Annotated in this window: 16 protein-coding genes; 10 read left to right on the forward strand and 6 right to left on the reverse strand. The window is 66.2% G+C overall.

Annotation, left to right across the window (positions count from 1 at the left end; translation table 11 throughout):
* Positions 1-21: 21 nt before the first annotated feature.
* Both GUY37_RS05595 and GUY37_RS05600 read right to left on the reverse strand, forming a co-directional pair.
* Positions 22-711: a GNAT family N-acetyltransferase gene (locus tag GUY37_RS05595; RefSeq protein ID WP_166823244.1), complete on the reverse strand. Its 690-nt coding sequence runs from the start codon at positions 709-711 to the stop codon at positions 22-24.
* 75 nt (positions 712-786) lie between these two features.
* Positions 787-1,281: a MarR family winged helix-turn-helix transcriptional regulator gene (locus tag GUY37_RS05600; protein WP_166823247.1), complete on the reverse strand. Its 495-nt coding sequence runs from the start codon at positions 1,279-1,281 to the stop codon at positions 787-789.
* Between the two features lie 197 nt (positions 1,282-1,478).
* Here GUY37_RS05600 and sucC point away from each other — a divergent pair, with 197 nt between their 5' ends.
* From sucC to GUY37_RS05615, 3 genes are all read left to right on the forward strand, one after another.
* Complete coding sequence (sucC, locus tag GUY37_RS05605) at positions 1,479-2,648, forward strand: ADP-forming succinate--CoA ligase subunit beta (RefSeq protein ID WP_152348090.1); 1,170 nt, start codon at positions 1,479-1,481, stop codon at positions 2,646-2,648.
* Between the two features lie 18 nt (positions 2,649-2,666).
* The gene (sucD, locus tag GUY37_RS05610; protein ID WP_152348091.1) at positions 2,667-3,563 is read left to right on the forward strand and encodes a succinate--CoA ligase subunit alpha; all 897 of its coding nucleotides are present in this window, start codon (positions 2,667-2,669) and stop codon (positions 3,561-3,563) included.
* Positions 3,564-3,754: 191 nt separating this feature from the next.
* A complete protein-coding gene (locus tag GUY37_RS05615; RefSeq protein ID WP_407645393.1) occupies positions 3,755-4,897 on the forward strand; it encodes a threonine aldolase family protein in 1,143 nt (380 codons plus the stop codon).
* Positions 4,898-4,910: 13 nt separating this feature from the next.
* Here the strand turns inward: GUY37_RS05615 and GUY37_RS05620 are convergent, their stop codons facing one another.
* Positions 4,911-5,321: a universal stress protein gene (locus GUY37_RS05620; RefSeq protein WP_152348093.1), complete on the reverse strand. Its 411-nt coding sequence runs from the start codon at positions 5,319-5,321 to the stop codon at positions 4,911-4,913.
* 293 nt (positions 5,322-5,614) lie between these two features.
* Here GUY37_RS05620 and GUY37_RS05625 point away from each other — a divergent pair, with 293 nt between their 5' ends.
* The 7 genes from GUY37_RS05625 (at position 5,615) to GUY37_RS05655 (ending at position 14,898) form a co-directional block, all read left to right on the forward strand.
* Positions 5,615-6,991, forward strand: a complete 1,377-nt coding sequence (locus GUY37_RS05625; protein ID WP_228278384.1) for an MFS transporter — start codon at positions 5,615-5,617, stop codon at positions 6,989-6,991.
* A gap of 314 nt (positions 6,992-7,305) precedes the next feature.
* Positions 7,306-8,100, forward strand: a complete 795-nt coding sequence (locus tag GUY37_RS05630; protein WP_166823249.1) for a DeoR/GlpR family DNA-binding transcription regulator — start codon at positions 7,306-7,308, stop codon at positions 8,098-8,100.
* A complete protein-coding gene (locus GUY37_RS05635; protein WP_166823252.1) occupies positions 8,097-9,302 on the forward strand; it encodes a 1-phosphofructokinase family hexose kinase in 1,206 nt (401 codons plus the stop codon). The genes GUY37_RS05630 and GUY37_RS05635 overlap by 4 nt, the downstream gene beginning before the upstream one ends.
* A complete protein-coding gene (locus GUY37_RS05640) occupies positions 9,299-11,452 on the forward strand; it encodes a PTS fructose transporter subunit IIABC (protein WP_166823255.1) in 2,154 nt (717 codons plus the stop codon). Before GUY37_RS05635 ends, GUY37_RS05640 begins: the two co-directional genes overlap by 4 nt.
* Before the next feature lie 33 nt (positions 11,453-11,485).
* Positions 11,486-13,156, forward strand: a complete 1,671-nt coding sequence (gene ptsP, locus GUY37_RS05645) for a phosphoenolpyruvate--protein phosphotransferase (protein WP_166823258.1) — start codon at positions 11,486-11,488, stop codon at positions 13,154-13,156.
* A 120-nt stretch (positions 13,157-13,276) separates the two neighbouring features.
* Positions 13,277-13,558, forward strand: coding sequence for an HPr family phosphocarrier protein (locus GUY37_RS05650; RefSeq protein WP_166823261.1), 282 nt, complete (start codon positions 13,277-13,279; stop codon positions 13,556-13,558).
* Positions 13,559-13,611: 53 nt separating this feature from the next.
* Positions 13,612-14,898, forward strand: a complete 1,287-nt coding sequence (locus GUY37_RS05655; protein ID WP_166823264.1) for a class I SAM-dependent methyltransferase — start codon at positions 13,612-13,614, stop codon at positions 14,896-14,898.
* On the opposite strand, the gene GUY37_RS05660 is transcribed toward GUY37_RS05655, so the two are convergent.
* The 3 genes from GUY37_RS05660 to GUY37_RS05670 all read right to left on the reverse strand — a co-directional run bounded on the left by GUY37_RS05660 (position 14,849) and on the right by GUY37_RS05670 (position 16,716).
* Positions 14,849-15,292, reverse strand: coding sequence for a nuclear transport factor 2 family protein (locus GUY37_RS05660; protein WP_166823267.1), 444 nt, complete (start codon positions 15,290-15,292; stop codon positions 14,849-14,851). The genes GUY37_RS05655 and GUY37_RS05660 overlap by 50 nt on opposite strands.
* 108 nt (positions 15,293-15,400) lie before the next feature.
* On the reverse strand, positions 15,401-16,372 hold the full coding sequence (locus GUY37_RS05665) for an HAAS signaling domain-containing protein (protein WP_166823269.1): 972 nt from the start codon (positions 16,370-16,372) through the stop codon (positions 15,401-15,403).
* Positions 16,369-16,716 (reverse strand): PadR family transcriptional regulator, encoded by a 348-nt coding sequence (locus tag GUY37_RS05670; protein WP_166823272.1) that lies wholly within the window; start codon positions 16,714-16,716, stop codon positions 16,369-16,371. Before GUY37_RS05670 ends, GUY37_RS05665 begins: the two co-directional genes overlap by 4 nt.
* Positions 16,717-16,878: the final 162 nt, after the last annotated feature.

Genomic DNA, 16,878 nt, shown 5'->3' on the forward strand with positions numbered 1-16,878 from the left:
ACTCCGATGCCCTCCGACGCCTCAGCCGCGGCGGGCTGCGGCGATGAGTTCGCGCAGGCTCTGCCGTTGGGCACCTGAGGCATCGAAGTTCGCCTCGTCGAGCCAGGCTTGGTAGGCCGACCGAAGCATCGGCCATTCGCCGTCGATGATCGAGAACCACGCTGTGTCGCGGTTGCGGCCCTTGTACACGAGGTGCTGTCGGAACACTCCTTCGAAAGTGAACCCGAAGCGTTCGGCCGCTGCCTTCGACGGGGCATTGGCGTCATCGCATTTCCACTCGAACCGACGGAAGCCGGAGGCGAAGGCGAGATCGGCGCAGAGGAACAGCGCTTCGGTGGCTGCCCGGGTGCGTCTGAGCGCCGGCCCCCAGAGGATGTGCCCGATCTCCATGACCCCGTTGGCGGCATCGATGCGCATGAGTGCCTGCCGGCCCTCGGCTCGCCCTGTGGATCGGTCGACGACGGCGAAGAAGAGGGGATCGGAACTGGCGGCAGCCTCGGCGATCCAAGCATCGAACTCGCTGCGTTCGGTCTGCGGGGACTGCGGCAGGTAGCGGAAACGCTCCTCGATCCCGACCGGCTCCGACACTGCAGTGAAGAGATCATCGCCGTGCGCGTCGGGATCGACGGGTTCGAGATCGACGCAGCGACCGTGGATGGGTGCTCGTCGAGGCGGCTGTGCGCCCGTGAAGTTCGTGAGGTCGTCGTTCATCGCTGAGTCCTCGTCGTCGGGGGTCATGGTGGGGCGGGCAACCGGAATTCGGTGGTGGGGCGGGCGGGTTTCGGTTCAGTCCTCGCTGCCGTCGAAGCCGGTGGACAGCTCTCGCAGGAGTGTGGCGAGTTTGCGGCTGCCGGCGGGGGTGAGGCCGCTGAGGATCTCCCGCTCCTTCACGAGCAGATCCGCCAGAGCGGAGTCGACGGTGGCGCGGCCGCTGTCGGTGAGGTGGACGAGCACCCCACGTCGATCTCCGGGATCGGGGCGACGCTCCACCCATCCGCGGGCCACGAGGCGGTCGATGCGATTGGTCATGGTGCCGCTCGTGACAAGCGTCTCCTGCAGCAGGGTCGAGGGGGAGAGCTGATAGGGCTCACCGGCTCGGCGGAGGGCGGAGAGCACGTCGAAGGCCCATCCCTCGATTCCGTAATCGGAGAAGCTCGCCTTCCGTGCCAGGTCCAACTGCCTGGCCAGCCGCGAGACTCGGGAGAGGATCTCCATCGGGGAGACGTCGAGATCCGGACGCTCACGTCGCCAGGCTGCGACTATTCGATCCACTTCGTCCATGAATCGATTTTACGTCCATATCAAGAATCTTGACGACAGAGATACTTTTTGACGAGAGATTCCTTACTCTCAGGGTCCGTTTAACCTGCAGGTTTGGATGGACGGGTGCGTTTGGGAATATGGTTGTCCTTGGTTGTTGCATCCGTCAACGAACCTGCAGGGGCCAACCACCCGGCAGCAGAAACGAAGGAAAACACGTGGATCTTTTCGAGTATCAAGCACGTGACCTGTTCGAGAAGCACGGAGTGCCCGTGCTCAAGGCCCAGGTCGCGACGACGCCAGAAGCAGCGAAGAAGGCAGCCGAAGATCTTGGCGGCGGAGTCGTCGTCGTCAAGTCTCAGGTCAAGATCGGCGGCCGTGGAAAGGCCGGCGGTGTCAAGGTCGCCAAGAACCCCGATGAGGCCGAGGCACGCGCCAAGGACATCCTGGGTCTCGACATCAAGGGCCACATCACCGAAAAGGTGATGATCGCCGAAGGTGCCGACATTGCTGAGGAGTACTACTTCTCCGTCCTCCTCGACCGGTCCAACCGCACCTATCTGGCCATGTGCTCGAAGGAAGGCGGCATGGAGATCGAGCAGCTGGCGGTGGAACGCCCCGAGGCGCTCGCCAAGATCCCCGTCTCCGCCATCGACGGAATCAACGATGCCAAGGCAGCTGAAATCGCCGAGGCGGCCGGCTTCGACGCCGACACCGCCGCGAAGATCGCCCCCGTGCTGACCAGCCTGTGGACCGTCTTCGAACAGGAAGACGCCACCCTCGTCGAGGTCAACCCGCTGGTCAAGACCGGTGCCGGTGACATCATCGCGCTCGACGGCAAGGTCTCCCTCGACGACAACGCCGACTTCCGCCACAAGGAGCACGAGGAGCTGCGCGACATCAGCGCAGAGAACCCGCTGGAGCTCAAGGCCAAGAAGCTCGACCTCAACTACGTCAAGCTCGACGGTGAGGTCGGAATCATCGGCAACGGTGCAGGACTGGTCATGTCGACCCTCGACGTCGTCGCCTACGCAGGTGAGAACCACAACGGCGTCAAGCCCGCGAACTTCCTCGACATCGGAGGCGGCGCCTCGGCCGAGGTCATGGCCAACGGTCTCGACGTCATCCTCGGCGATGACCAGGTGAAGTCTGTGTTCGTCAACGTCTTCGGCGGAATCACCGCCTGTGACGCTGTGGCCGACGGCATCGTCAAGGCCCTCGAGATCCTCGGTGATCAGGCCACCAAGCCGCTCGTCGTCCGCCTCGACGGCAACAACGTGGAAGAGGGGCGCGCCATCCTCAAGAAGGCCGCGCACCCGCTCGTCACGCTCACTGACACGATGGACGGTGGAGCCGACAAGGCCGCCGAACTGGCTGCGGCCAAGTAAGGAAAGGTCTTTACAACAATGTCTATCTTTCTGAATTCCGATTCGAAGATCATCGTCCAGGGCATCACCGGCGGAGAGGGCTCGAAGCACACCGCCCGCATGCTCGCAGCCGGATCGAACGTCGTCGGCGGTGTCAACGCCCGCAAGGCCGGCACCACCGTCAAGCACAACGACAAGGACGGCAACGAGGTCGAGCTGCCGGTCTTCGGCTCCGTGGCCGAAGCGATGGAAGCCACCGGTGCCGACGTGTCCGTGGCCTTCGTGCCGCCGGCATTCTCCAAGGACGCCGCGATCGAGGCCATCGACGCGAAGATCGGCCTGCTCGTCATCATCACCGAGGGCATCCCGGTGCAGGACTCGGCGGAGGTCTGGGCTCGTGCGCAGGCCGCCGGAAACGCCACCCGCATCATCGGACCCAACTGCCCGGGCGTCATCTCGCCCGAGGCCTCGCTGGCCGGCATCATCCCGGCCAACATCACGAAGAAGGGCAAGCTGGGCCTCGTCTCGAAGTCCGGCACCCTGACCTACCAGATGATGTACGAGCTTCGTGACCTCGGCTTCTCGACCGCCATCGGCATCGGCGGAGACCCGGTCATCGGCACCACGCACATCGATGCTCTCGAAGCCTTCGAAGCCGACCCGGAGACCGAAGCCATCGTCATGATCGGCGAGATCGGCGGAGACGCCGAAGAGCGTGCCGCCGCCTACATCAAGGACAACGTGTCGAAGCCGGTCGTCGGCTACGTCGCAGGCTTCACCGCTCCCGAGGGCAAGACCATGGGCCATGCCGGCGCCATCGTCTCCGGCTCCTCGGGAACCGCTCAGGCCAAGAAGGAAGCCCTCGAGGCTGCAGGCGTCAAGGTCGGCAAGACCCCGACCGAGACCGCCGAGCTCATGCGCGAACTCCTCGCCTGAGGATTTCGCTGAGGCACCATCTCTGCTGAGGGCGGACCCGCCTCGGCACACTCGCTCAAAGTGCAAGCGTGCAGCATCAATGCTCTGCGCCTGCACTTTGAGCGAGTTGGTGTCTGCAGAAGAGTGCGACGCTGGATACGCAAGCGCGGACCGCACTGCACACGTCGCGGAGCACGTACTAGTCTGAGAATGTGAACTCCCAGACACCTGACCCGAGCGCGCAGTCGACAAACCCCGCGGACATCCTCCCCGACATCGGCACCGGCGCCCCGCCCGTCGACACCAGCCCCGAGGCGCTTCCGCGCAACTTCGGCTCCGACAACTGGGCCGGCGTCCACCCCGAGGTCATCACCGCCATCGCCGAGGCCAACGTCGGCCACACTCCCGGCTACGGAGGCGACCCGTGGACGGCCCGGTTCCACGACATCATGGTCCACCATTTCGGGCCCGATGCCCAGGCGTTCCCCGTCTTCAACGGCACCGGCGCGAACGTGCTCGCTCTGCAGTCGGCGCTGCCGCGGTGGGCCGCAGTGATCACGGCCGCCTCGGCGCATATCAACTACGACGAGACCGGCGCCCCGGAGAAGGTCGGCGGGCTGAAGATCATCGGCGCCGCTACAGAGAACGGCAAACTCACCCCCGAGACCATCAAGTCCGCGATCATCGGCCGCGGTCACGAGCACAACGCGCAGCCGTTGGCCGTGAGCATCTCCCAGTCCACCGAATGGGGCACGACCTACACTCCCGACGAGATCGCCGCGATCACGGCCACCGCCCACGACCTCGACATGATCGTCCACATCGACGGGTCCCGCCTCGGCAACGCCGCGGCCCACCTCGGCGTCGGCCTCGGCGACATCACCACCGCGGTCGGTGTCGACATCGTCAGCCTGGGTGGGACGAAGAACGGCCTCCTCGGCGCCGAGGCGGTCGTCGTCCTGGGCACCGACATCGGCCACGGAATGCGCTTCCTGCGCAAGATGAACCTGCAGCTGGCCTCGAAGATGCGCTTCCTCTCCGCCCAGCTGAACGCGCTCTATGAAGGTGATCTGTGGCGGAACTCGGCCGCTCGGTCGAACGAGATGGCCCAGTATCTCGCTGACAAGCTCGCCGAGGCGGTCGAGCAGGGCCGTGTTCCCGGCGTCGAGATCGTGCAGAAGGTCGAGTCGAACGTCGTGTTCGTCCGCATGCCCGCCGAGGTGGCCGCCCGTGCCCGCCAGACGTTCGCGTTCGCGGACTGGCCCTTGGAGAAGGACATCGTCCGTCTCATGTGCGCCTTCGACACGACGAAGGACGACGTCGATGCCCTCATCGACGCCATCGCCGGGGACTGAGGGCGTTCGGCGGTTATCTCTTCTTCCGCCGGTCGACCTTGACGGAGACGACAGGGACCTCGGAATCGAGGATGATGCGCTGGGCTGTCGAGCCCATGATGAGCTTGCCGACAGGGGAGCGGCGACGCGAACCGATGACGATCATGCGAGTGTCCTCGGTCGCCTCGGCCAGCGCCAGGAGCTCTTCGACGGGATCATTGCCGCGGAGGAACTGGAGGATCTCGTGCGAGACCTCGGAGCTCTGCAGCGTCTCTTTGAGCTCTTCGATGTCTTTGCTGGTGGCCACACCGCGTTCGTCGGGAGTCTCACCGATTCCGGCATTGAGCACGACGAGGACGTCGTCGAATGCGCGGGCCTGCTCGATGCCGAATTCGACAGCGGCTTTGCCTTCGGGCGAGGGGGAATAACCGACGAGAATTGTCATGATCTCTCCTGGTGCGACATTGGACGAAGCTCCCTCAATTTGTAGCACATTCAGCATGGTCGCCCGGGCGGCCGTTCACTCTGCGGGGAGGGAATCGGGCAGCTTCGACTGAGAGCTTCCTCACCCGAACGGTGAGAGGCCCGTCACCATCGAGCGTTTCTGAACTGTATCCGCGCGGAATCGGGCATCCGAACGCGGATCTCGATTACTGACCGAAGCGTCGGTCACTCTCTTGCGGCAGTAAGGTGACCTGGGCGCTCCCGGCGCCGCGTACGAGTGAGAGAGAAGAAGCATTGACAGATCAGAATACGAATCTCGGCCAGGCGAAAGCCGGTGGGTCCCAGGCGCAGAAGAAGTCGGAATGGCAGACGGTCAAGGCCATCATGGCCGCATCGTCGGGCAACCTCGTCGAATGGTTCGACTTCTACATCTACGCCTTCTTCAGCGTCTACTTCGCTGACCAGTTCTTCGTCGCCGACAACCAGGCTCTGTCCCTGATGCAGGCCGCCGGAGTCTTCTTCGTCGGCTTCCTCATGCGCCCCATCGGCGGCTACATCTTCGGCCGCGCCGCCGACCGCCTCGGGCGCAAGAACTCGATGCTCATCTCCATTCTGCTCATGTGCGCCGGATCGCTGATGATGGCGCTGCTGCCCACGAGCGCCACCGTCGGCTCCTGGGCCGCGGTCCTGCTGCTCATCGTGCGGATGATCCAGGGCCTGGCCGTCGGCGGCGAATACGGCGCGACCGCCACCTACATGTCCGAGGTCGCCACCGAAGGCAAGCGCGGATTCTATTCTTCCTTCCAATACGTCACCCTCATCGGCGGTCAGCTGCTGGCCAGCCTTCTTGCCGTCGTCATGACCCACACTCTGGGCACCGACCAGATCGAGGCCGGATGGTGGCGACTGCCCTTCGTCATCGGTGCCGCCGCCGCAATCGTCTCCCTGTGGCTGCGTCGCGGACTCGAAGAGACCACCTCGGCGGACACCCGTAAGAACGAGAACTCCGGCAGCTTCCGCGAAGTGCTGCGCCACCCGCGCGCCTTCTTCGTCGTCCTCGGCATCACCAGCGTCGGATCACTCGTCTTCTACGTCTTCACCACGTACATGCAGAAGTTCCTTCTGCTGCAGAACGAAGGCACCCCGGGCGAGGCCGTGTTCAACAAGGGCTCGATCGCCGACCTCATGACCATCTGCCTGCTCATCTTCGTCTGCATGCAGCCCATCGCCGGAAAGATCTCGGACAAGATCGGCCGTAAGAACAACATGCTCATCTTCGTCATCGGCATGATCGCGCTGCCCATCCCGCTGCTCGGCATGATCGGCAAGGCCGATTCCGTCCTCACCGCAGGCATCCTCATCGTCATCGCTATGGCGTTCATCAGCATGTACACCTCGATCTCCGGAATCGTGAAGGCCGAGATGTTCCCGGCCCACATCCGCGGAATCGGCGTCGGCTTCACCTATGCGGTCGGCAACTCGCTGTTCGGCGGCTCCGCCGAATACGTCGCGCTGTGGTTCCGCAACGCCGGAATCGGCACCTGGTTCGCCGTCTACGTCGTCGTCATCGCGATCGTCGGTTTCGTCGCCGTGGCCTTCATGCACGACAACCGCAAACACTCGACGATCGACAACGCCGATTCCTCGGCGTACAAACGCATCGGCAGCTGACCGCCAGATAACCGACCCCATCGCCGAGGCGGCTTACCCGGTCCGCTGATCCCTTCGCCGAGGTGGCCCACCCCGACCGTGAATGACGAGTGCCCCGGAACGCTGAGTTCCGGGGCACTCGACATCCATCGATCTCGCCGCCTCGGCCGAGCCGTCTACTCGGTCGACCACTAGGTGATGTGGGAATAATTGGCAATATGTTGGAATGTGATTGACGGTGCGTGAATAGAGTCCTAAGATCGTTCAAACCAACAGATAGCCACGTGGTTATTCGTCCGTATCGACGATGAGCCGCGCGAAGGGAAGGGCCGGACGTGTTCGCTGAAGAACGGCAACGACGCATCGCTGAGCTCGTCAGCGAAGCGGGCCGGGTCAATGTCACCGATCTGGCCGCCGATTTCGACATCACCACGGAAACCGTTCGACGCGACCTCGCCGCCCTCGAAAAGGCCGGAGCCCTCCAGCGCGTCCACGGGGGAGCAGTGCCGTGCCGTCCCCACAGCCTCGAAGAGCCGACCTTCGACGACCGCGAGATCCACAATCTCGATGAGAAGTCAGCGATCGCCCGGTCCGCGCTGAGCCTGTTGGAGGAGACGATGAGCATCTCCGTGGACGGCGGCACGACCTGTGCGGCCTTCGCCCGCGCGATCGCCGACGAAGCCCATGGCCGCCTCGTCGCCGGACAGACACCGCGACAGCTGCGGGTCATCACGAACTCCCTGTCCGCCATCGACAGCCTGGCTGGTGCGCCCGGCGTCGAGATCTTCGTCCTCCCCGGCCGATTCCGCCCGGTCACCCGAGCCATGGTCGGACCACAGACGATCACGGCCGTCGAGGGCCACCGGGTCGATCTCGCGGTGCTCGGCACCAACGGTCTCAGTGGCGACGGTGTCTCCACGCCCGACCATGACGAGGCGGCGACGAAGTCAGCATTCGTGCACTCGGGACGCAGAGTTGCCGTGCTCGCCGACTCCGCGAAGTTCGATGCCGTCTCTCTGGTGCGATTCGCCGAACTCGACCAGATCGACGTCCTCATCACCGATGACGCGCCGGAACAGCCGTTGTCGGCCGATCTGGAGACTGCGGAAGTCGAGGTCGTCACTCCATGATCCTCACCCTCACAGCCAACCCCGGCCTCGACCGCACCATCGAATTGTCCGGTCCGGTTCTCCGCGGTCAGGTGCAGCGCGCCGTCTGGGCCGGACAGCAGCCCGGCGGCAAGGGAGTCAACGTCTCCCGCGCCGTGGCGGCCGCCGACCGTGACACCCTTGCGGTCATGCCCGGAGACATCGACGACCCGGTGCTCACCGGACTCGACGCGATCGGACTGGCTCATCACTCCGTTCCCACCGGCACTCCGCTGCGGTCCAATATCACCGTCACCGAACCCGACGGCACGACGACGAAGATCAACGAACCAGGTTCGCCTCTGAGTCCGCAGACTCAAAACGCACTGTTCGACCTCGTGGCCGAGCAGGCAGCCGGTGCGAGCTGGGTCGTCCTGGCCGGTTCGCTGCCTCCAGGAGTCGACGATGACTTCTACGCCCGCGCGATCGAACGCATCCGCCAGCTTGATATTCCGCCGCTGATCGCCGTCGACACCTCCGGTGCTCCTCTGGCTGCGGCCCTGACGGCCTCGCCGGATCTCATCAAACCGAACGCCGAGGAACTCGCCGAACTCCTCAACGCCGCAGGGCTCCTGCACGCCTCCGGAATCCGCGATGATTCCCGAGCGCACAGTGACAGCGATATGTCCGATCCAAGCGACGCCGTCGAACTGCACCGACCCGCTGAACCAAGCGACGCCGTCGAACCCCTCGGCACCGCCGAACTGCACACGATCGCCGACCGCCTCGAGTCCTCACCGCAGCTGACGGCCCGCGCCACATCGACCCTGCTCACTGCGCGCGGCCCCCGTCCACGGTCGATCCTTGCGACCCTGGGCGCCGGCGGCGCAGTGCTCGCCCAGCCGGACGCTGCCTGGCATGCCCAGCATCCGCCGATGGAGGTCGTGAGCACCGTGGGCGCGGGTGACTCCACCCTCGCCGGGTACCTGCTGGGTCTGACCGGCGGCCGTGAACCCGATGTGGCCCTGGCCCGAGCCGTCGCCTACGGAGCTGCAGCCGCCCGTCTGCGCGGCACCGGGGTGCCGAGCCCGGCGGACGTCCGGACCGACGCGGTGACCGTGACGCCACTTGAGACACCCGCAGCACCGCTGACAGGCAGTCCCACAGCACTTACAGACACGCCCACCGACGACACTTCCCACCGACATGAGGGCACAGCCCCCGAAGCCGAGGAGGCACGATGACATCGCTCATCACAACAGACCTGGTGGTCCTCGACGCGGATCAGGGGACGGAGTCGTCCGCTGTCATCCGCGCTCTGGCCGCCACGATCGCCGAACAGGGCCGCGCAAACTCCGCAGACGGATTGGCGGCCGCGGCGATCGCCCGCGAGGAGAAGACCCCGACGGGAGTCCCCGGCGGCATCGCCATCCCGCACGCCCGCACTGAGGCGGTCACCGAACCCAGCCTCGCGATGGCTCGGCTGAACCCGCCGGTCGACTTCGGCGCCAAGGACGGCCCCGCCGACCTGGTGTTCATGATCGCCGCCCCCGACGGCGCCGGGAAGGACCACCTCAAGCTGCTGTCGAAGCTCGCCCGATCGCTGGTGAAGAAGGACTTCGTCGGCTCCCTGCGCGCGGCCGCAACCGAACAGGAAGTCGTCGACCTCGTCGAAACCGCCCTCGGCCTGCGCGAAACGCCTGAAGAGCCGACCACCACCGAGGCGGCCCCCACCTCCGCCGGGCCCCGTGAGTCTGCCGAGCGCCCCCGCCGCGTCGTCGCCGTCACGGCCTGCCCGACGGGAATCGCCCACACCTATATGGCAGCCGACGCCCTCGTCCAGGCCGGGTCCGACATGGGCCTCGACGTCGTCACCGAGACCCAGGGCTCGAGCGGTACGACACCGATCGACCAGTCCGTCATCGCCGCTGCCGATGCCGTTGTCTTCGCCGTCGATGTCGACGTCCGCGACAAGGCCCGGTTCGCCGGCAAGCCCTATGTGCAGGTGCCGGTCAAGGCCGGAATCGATGATCCGCAGGGACTCATCCGCAAGGCCCTCGCCGAGGCGGACGCCCCGAACGGCCGCAGGCTCGCGGCCGCTCACGCCGCCGACGAGGAGGACACGTCGTCCTCAGCAGGCTCACGAGAGAGCGTCGGTGCCCACCTCAAACGCGTGCTGCTGACCGGTGTCAGCTATATGATCCCCTTCGTCGCTGCCGGCGGTCTGCTCATGGCACTGGGGTTCCTCCTCGGCGGTTTCGACATCCCCGACTACTCGGAGGACATCGTCCTGGGCAACTCCCTGTGGAACCTGCCCACCGAATACGGGGACCTGGCACTGGGACCCGTCGGCGCCTACCTCGGAGCCGTGGCCTTCCAGATCGGCAACCTGTCGATGAGCTTCCTCGTCGCCGCCCTGGCCGGATACATCGCCTTCGGAATCGCCGACCGCCCCGGAATCGCGCCCGGTTTCACCGTCGGCGCCGTGGCCGTGCTCATGGGCGCCGGTTTCATCGGCGGCATCATCGGCGGACTCCTCGCCGGCTATATCGCCCACTGGATCGGCTCCTTCGCTGCACCGAGGTGGCTGCGCGGGCTGATGCCGGTCGTGATCATTCCGCTGGTGGCCTCCCTCGTCTCCTCGGGCCTGATGTTCATGGTCCTCGGCGGACCGATCAGCGCCCTGACGGAGGGCCTCGACAGCTGGCTGAGCTCGATGACGGGGACCGCGGCCGTCGTCCTCGGGCTCATCCTCGGCGCCATGATGGCCGTCGACCTGGGCGGGCCCGTCAACAAGGTCGCGTATTCGTTCGCCGTGGCCGGTCTCGCCGCAGGCTCCGTCGAGAACCCCGTGCCGTGGGAGATCATGGCCACGGTCATGGCCGCCGGAATGGTCCCGCCCCTGGCCATGGCGTTGGCCACCGCACTGCGTCCCCGCATCTTCTCCCAGGCGGAGAAGGAGAACGGGAAGGCCGCATGGCTGCTCGGGGCCGCATTCATCTCCGAGGGCGCGATTCCCTTCGCCGCCTCCGACCCGCTGCGCGTGATCCCCGCGTCGGTCGTCGGCGCCGGCGTCACGGGCGGCATGACGATGGCCTTCTCCGTCACCAGCCAGGCTCCGCACGGCGGAGTGTTCGTCTTCTTCGCCATCGACTCGTTCCTGCTGTTCCTGCTCTCCGTCGTCGTCGGCACGATCATCAGCGCCCTGATGGTGCTGGCGCTGAAGATCTTCGTCCGCAAGGGCGGAGCGGCAGGCCTCGCCGAGGCGGTCGATCCGTCCGCAGCGACGATGACCGCATCCGCATCGACCGGTTCGACCACCGGACCCGGTTCGGCCGACGAGGCAAGGACGGCCGAACCGGTATCGTCGAGCGCTGACGCCTCGCGAGTCTGAACAACTTCGCAGGCAAGAGAGGAAGGAATGGGGATGTCCGCAGAGTTCTCAGGCATCGGAGTCGTACCCGGACGGGTCATCGCCCCGGCGCTGTGCATGCCCGACCCCGTGTCCGCACCCGTGGCGGGGCCGGCCCCGGCCGCCACAGAGGCGGAGGCGGCCAGGATCCGTGAGGCCTCGGCCGCCGTGCATGCCGAACTGCGTGAGCGGGCCGAAACTGTCACCGGAGACGCCCGCGACGTGCTCAAGGCCACCGCTCTCATGGCCAAGGACCCCACCCTGGTGAAGACGGCGATCAAATGCCTGTCCGACACCGACGCGGAGACCGCGATCTGGACGGTTGCCGCGGAGACAGCGGCCCAGTTGGAGAAGCTGGGCGGCTATATGGCCGAACGCGCAGCCGATGTCCTCGACGTGCGTGCCCGCCTCGTCGCCCATCTGCGCGGAGTGTCGGCACCCGGCATCCCGCACTCGGCCGACCCCTTCGTGCTCATCGCCACCGATCTCGCTCCTGCCGACACCGCGACCCTGGATCTCAAGTCTGTGATCGGCCTCGTCTGCGAGGAGGGTGGGCCGCAGAGTCATACGGCCATCCTCGCCCGGTCCTTGGGCATTCCCGCCGTGGTCGCAGCCACCGGGGTCCGCGACATCACCGACCACACACCCGTCTTCGTCGACGGCGGCGCCGGCATCCTGCGCACCGACCCCGGTGCGACAGAGACCGAGCTCGTCGAGGCGTGGACGGAGACCGCCGGCCGGCTGCAGTCCTTCACCGGACCCTGTCTGCTGGGGGACGGCACACGGATTCCGCTGCGCGCGAATGTCGGAGACGGCGCTCAGGCACGGGCGGCGGCCGCCGCAGGTGCCGAAGGCGTCGGACTGCTGCGCACGGAGTTCTGCTTCCTCGATCGCGACACCGAGCCCAGCGTCGATGAGCAGGCCGACGCATACGGACAGGTGTTCGCGGCCTTCGACGAGCACAAGGTCGTCGTGCGCACCCTCGATGCCGGGGCCGACAAGCCTCTGCCGTTCCTCACCGACGCCGATGAGCCGAACCCAGCCTTGGGCGTGCGAGGATTCCGGACCAGCCGGAAGGCCCAAGGCGTGCTCGAACGTCAGCTCGAGGCGATCGCCATGGCAGCGGCGAAGCATGCGGTCACCGTCCATGTCATGGCTCCGATGATCGCCACGGCCGATGAGGCCAAGCGGTTCTCGGAGCTCGTCCACGCGGCCGGTCTGCCGGTGGCCGGCGTCATGGTCGAGGTTCCTTCGGCGGCGCTGCAGGCGGGCCCGATCCTCGACGAAGTCGAGTTCGCCTCCATCGGCACGAATGACCTGACCCAGTACGTCATGGCCTCCGACCGCATGCTCGGCGGCCTGGCCGAACTCAGCGACGCGTGGCAGCCGGCAGTTCTGCAGCTCATCCGCATAGCCGCCGCCCAGGGTGCTGCGGCCGAGAAGTCGGTGGGTGTCTGCGGAGAGGCCGCGGCCGATCCGGCGTTGGCGGTCGTGCTCGTCGGGCTCGAAGTCACCAGCCTGTCCATGGCGCCGCGGGCGCTGCCGGCTGTCGCAGAAGTGCTGGCCGGTGTCACCATGGACCAAGCACAGCAGATCGCCCGTCGTGCACTCGCCGCACTCAGTCCGGCAGAAGCGAAGGCCGCGGTCCGGGCAGAGCTGCCGCTCCTCGATGAGCTCGGTCTGTGAGGCCGGCCGCCGGGGAATGAGCCCGAGACACACTCAGCATCACCACAGACACCACCCACAGGCAATGCCGAACCACCGGACCGGCCAGATCCGGCCGGTCTGAACAGGAAGGACAGCGATATGGCAGAGACCACCGCAACAGTCGGAAGCACCGTCGGCCTCCACGCTCGCCCAGCAGCTCTGCTGGCCGAGGCCGCCGCAGACTCTGATTTCGAGATCACCATCGCCCTGGAGGGCGAACCCGCCGAGGACGCCCTCGACGCGGCCAGCGTGCTCTCCCTCATGGGCCTCGGCGCAGAATACGGTCAGACGGTTGTCCTGCGCGCCGAGGGCGACGGAGCCGCCGAGGCGCTGGCCGAGCTCAAGCAGCTCATCGAGACCGATCACGACGCTGAGGGCTGAGCTGCTTTCAGCCGAGGAGGCGGCAAGCGGCCCGCTCAGTTTAGACTGATCGAATGTCCGCCTCCCTGCTGCCTCCTGACTCCGCCGCCGCTCATCGCAGCGGGGATCTGCTGGCGGATTCTCCGCAGCTGCGCGATATGCCCGGTCTGCCGCAGGCGCGCATGCTCGTCGAATACATCATCGGCCGACGTCTCCGTGAACTCGACGTATCCGGTCGGGATGCGGCCGGTGCCTTCATCGACGTCGAAGCCGCCGCCGAGGCTCCCCGCCGCATCATCGTGCTCGACGATGCCAAGGGCGTCCAGACCGCACTGCTTCGCTCTCTCGCCGAGGTGGTCGTCCACCACGATCGCATCGACGAATCCCGGACCGCGGCATCGCTCTCCGACGTCCCGGAACTCGCGGACCTCGGCGAGCCGGAATCCGCACATTTCGCGGATGGTCGGGCCCCCTCGGCGGGGGAGGGGAACCCTGAGACGTGGGCGGTCATCAACGCCCCGAAGGCCACGAACGCACTGGCCGAATCCATCGCCGCACTGCAGGCCCGCGTGTCGACGATCATCGTCATCGGTCGCAGCGACTCGATGAGCCGCGCGGTGAACAAGGAGCTGGCGCGCGGTTTCGCTCGAGTCGACGTCTCTCCGGGAGTCGGCAAGCACCGGATGATCATCGGCAGCCGACCGCTGTCATCACCGAGCCTGCCGAGCTTCCCGAAGCACGGAGTCATCACCCATCCCAACGTCGGAGACCTCGAGGTCAGAGCACATGGAGCCTGCTTCTCAGGGGTGAAGAGCGATGAAGGCTCAACCCTGCTGCTCGACGCGCTCATCGAGACCCTGTCCGGTGCGGACGACGTAACGGGCACCGCTGCCGAACCGGATTCCGTGCTCGACCTCGGCTGCGGAAACGGGTGGCTGCTCACCGCGGCCATGCGTGCCACGGGGGCAGCAAGGGGGACCGGTGTGGACGTGTCCGAGGCGGCGGTCGCCTCGGCGAGGGCCACAGCGGAGGCGAACGGGGTCGACGTCGACATCATCCTCGGCGATGCCGCCGATACCGAGGACCCGGCTGTGGCGGCCTTGGGCGAATTCGCCCTCGTCGTCCTGAACCCGCCGTTCCATCAGGGCACGACGATCGAGACCGACACGGCTGAGGCGCTCATGGCCACGGCCGCGGCCCATCTGGCGCCCGGCGGTCGGGTGATCACCGTGTTCAATACGCACCTGCGCTACCGGGACCGCCTCGAGACGATCATCGGACCGAGTGAGCAGCTGGGCCGGAACACGAAGTTCACGGTCGTCTCCAGCGGCGGCGGGATCTGCGGAACTTCAGCCGACTGACACCGAGGGCGAGTCCGCCCACCCCGCCGGGGCCATAGGGTTCGTAGGCCTGCCAGCGAATGACTCGCCCGTCCGCGGTCTCGACGACGAAGCACTGGCCGAACTCGAGGGACCGGCCGCTTGCGAGCACATGCCGGGATGAGACCTCGACGGCCGCACTCGTTCCGTCTTCGCCGAAGAACCACGAGTCGACGGTGAAGTTGAGTTCGCGCATTCCGGCGACGACCCATTGGAGGCCTTCGCGGATCTCGGTGTGACCGGCCATCCGTGGTCGAGGGTAGTGCGGGTCGATGAGGACTCCGTGTGAGGCGAAGGTGGCAACGGCCGCCTCGACGTCTTTGGCCGTGACGGCGGCCAGGTTGTCGGTGATGAGCGTGTGCAGAGACGTGGACATGATTCCTCGATTCTCCGGCGCTGTGCCCGGGCCGCGGGGTGCGGCTCGGTCTGGCACTGCTGCCCGAGGGCGATCGTCTGCGTCACGCCCCTGCTTCGATGATAGGCCTCAGGACCGGCCGCGGCGATAGGTCCGCCACGTGCTCACCTGATCCCAGACGGTGATGATCCAGACCGCGATGACCGTGATGATCTGCTGGATATCAGCGTTCGCCGAGGTCGTGAGCTCGGGGTGGAGGACCGGCTGAGTGAGCAGGGCGACCGTGAGGAAGACCGCCATGGCGACATCGGCGATCCCGCCGATGAGTACCACGATCGGGCTCGCCGAGGCGGTCGTGAACTTCACGATCTCGACCGCGGCGAGGAGAGCCAGGAAGGCCCAGTATCCGAGCAGCCAGCCGAAGCCGAGGTCCGGATTGATGAACGTCTCCCCATTGTTGAGATGGCCGACGTAGAACAGGGAGGTCGGGATGAACGGAACCATAGCCAAGGCCACGACGAAGACCAGCCCGAGCCCCGCCTCGGCGCGGATCTGCCTGCCGTGGGAATCGCGACGATCGAGGTCATCGACCGTCCATGTGCCCGGCTGTCGTTTCCGCATCGCTTCGGCCGCACCGCCGTCCATTCCGCGGTCGCCGAGGCCGATGATGATGGTGATGGCGGCGAACGCGGTCAGCAGGGCGATGACCGTGTTGCCCGCCGTCTTGCCGATGATCTCCCCGATCTGGACTTCGGGGGAGAGGGCGATGGTGGTCACGACGTTCGTGAGCACCGCGAGCAGACCGACGAGAGGCAGCACCCAGCGCAGTGCCCAGATGAAGAGCGGGTAGGAATTCGGGCCGATGAGGTGCTGTGGGGAGTTGGAGTACTCCCGCGACAGCATCACCGGATCGCCGAGCTCTTCGAGGACTTCGCGTTCGATGGTGGCCGTGCGGTCCGGGGTCGGGGCCGTGTCCTCGCCGAGGCGGGCGTCGACCATGTCATCGATCGTGGCGGTGATCTCGGCGGCGATGTCCGGGCGGGTGTCTTCGGGGAGGTGGCGGGTGACGTTGTCGACGTAGATTTCGGTGAGCGCACTCATGGTGTGCCGTCCTTCCAGAGCTCTGTGATGCTGGAGTTGAGTTCGAGCCAGTGGCTGTGCAGTGCGGCGGCGACTTCGGCGCCGCTGTCGGTGAGTGTGTAGTACTTGCGGGGGCGAGCTTGTTCAGTGTTCCAAACCGATGTGAGCAGGCCCTGTTTCTCCAGTCGCCGCAGCAGGGGGTAGAGGGTGTTTGCCTCGGTGGGGATGCCTGCTTCGGTCAGCGTCGTCAGCAGTGAATAGCCGTACTGCGGCCGGCGGCAGGCGACGAGGCTGGCGAAGACCACGGTGCCGCGTCGCAGCTCCTGTTCGTGGGTGGCCAGTGCCTTGTCTTCATCCTCGTTCATGCATCACACGATAGTGTGTGTCACACACTATTACAAGAGCCGGGGTATTCTTGTAGCGGCACGGCGCGGCACGGCGCGCGGCAGGGTATGGCAAGGCAGATTACCGGCGTCGACAGCCGTTTTGGTGCAGGTTCCTCTCAACGGATCAGTTTCCTCGGTGTG

Source organism: Brevibacterium limosum (assembly GCF_011617705.1).
GTDB classification, from domain to species: domain Bacteria; phylum Actinomycetota; class Actinomycetes; order Actinomycetales; family Brevibacteriaceae; genus Brevibacterium; species Brevibacterium limosum.

Bases quoted from the DNA above. Each gene is read 5' to 3' on its own strand.
- GUY37_RS05595 (WP_166823244.1), bottom strand. From the start codon at position 711: ATGAACGACGACCTCACGAACTTCACGGGCGCACAGCCGCCTCGACGA.
- GUY37_RS05600 (WP_166823247.1), bottom strand. From the start codon at position 1,281: ATGGACGAAGTGGATCGAATAGTCGCAGCCTGGCGACGTGAGCGTCCG.
- sucD (WP_152348091.1), top strand. From the start codon at position 2,667: ATGTCTATCTTTCTGAATTCCGATTCGAAGATCATCGTCCAGGGCATC.
- GUY37_RS05620 (WP_152348093.1), bottom strand. From the start codon at position 5,321: ATGACAATTCTCGTCGGTTATTCCCCCTCGCCCGAAGGCAAAGCCGCT.
- GUY37_RS05635 (WP_166823252.1), top strand. From the start codon at position 8,097: ATGATCCTCACCCTCACAGCCAACCCCGGCCTCGACCGCACCATCGAA.
- GUY37_RS05640 (WP_166823255.1), top strand. From the start codon at position 9,299: ATGACATCGCTCATCACAACAGACCTGGTGGTCCTCGACGCGGATCAG.
- ptsP (WP_166823258.1), top strand. From the start codon at position 11,486: ATGTCCGCAGAGTTCTCAGGCATCGGAGTCGTACCCGGACGGGTCATC.
- GUY37_RS05650 (WP_166823261.1), top strand. From the start codon at position 13,277: ATGGCAGAGACCACCGCAACAGTCGGAAGCACCGTCGGCCTCCACGCT.
- GUY37_RS05655 (WP_166823264.1), top strand. From the start codon at position 13,612: ATGTCCGCCTCCCTGCTGCCTCCTGACTCCGCCGCCGCTCATCGCAGC.
- GUY37_RS05660 (WP_166823267.1), bottom strand. From the start codon at position 15,292: ATGTCCACGTCTCTGCACACGCTCATCACCGACAACCTGGCCGCCGTC.
- GUY37_RS05665 (WP_166823269.1), bottom strand. From the start codon at position 16,372: ATGAGTGCGCTCACCGAAATCTACGTCGACAACGTCACCCGCCACCTC.
- GUY37_RS05670 (WP_166823272.1), bottom strand. From the start codon at position 16,716: ATGAACGAGGATGAAGACAAGGCACTGGCCACCCACGAACAGGAGCTG.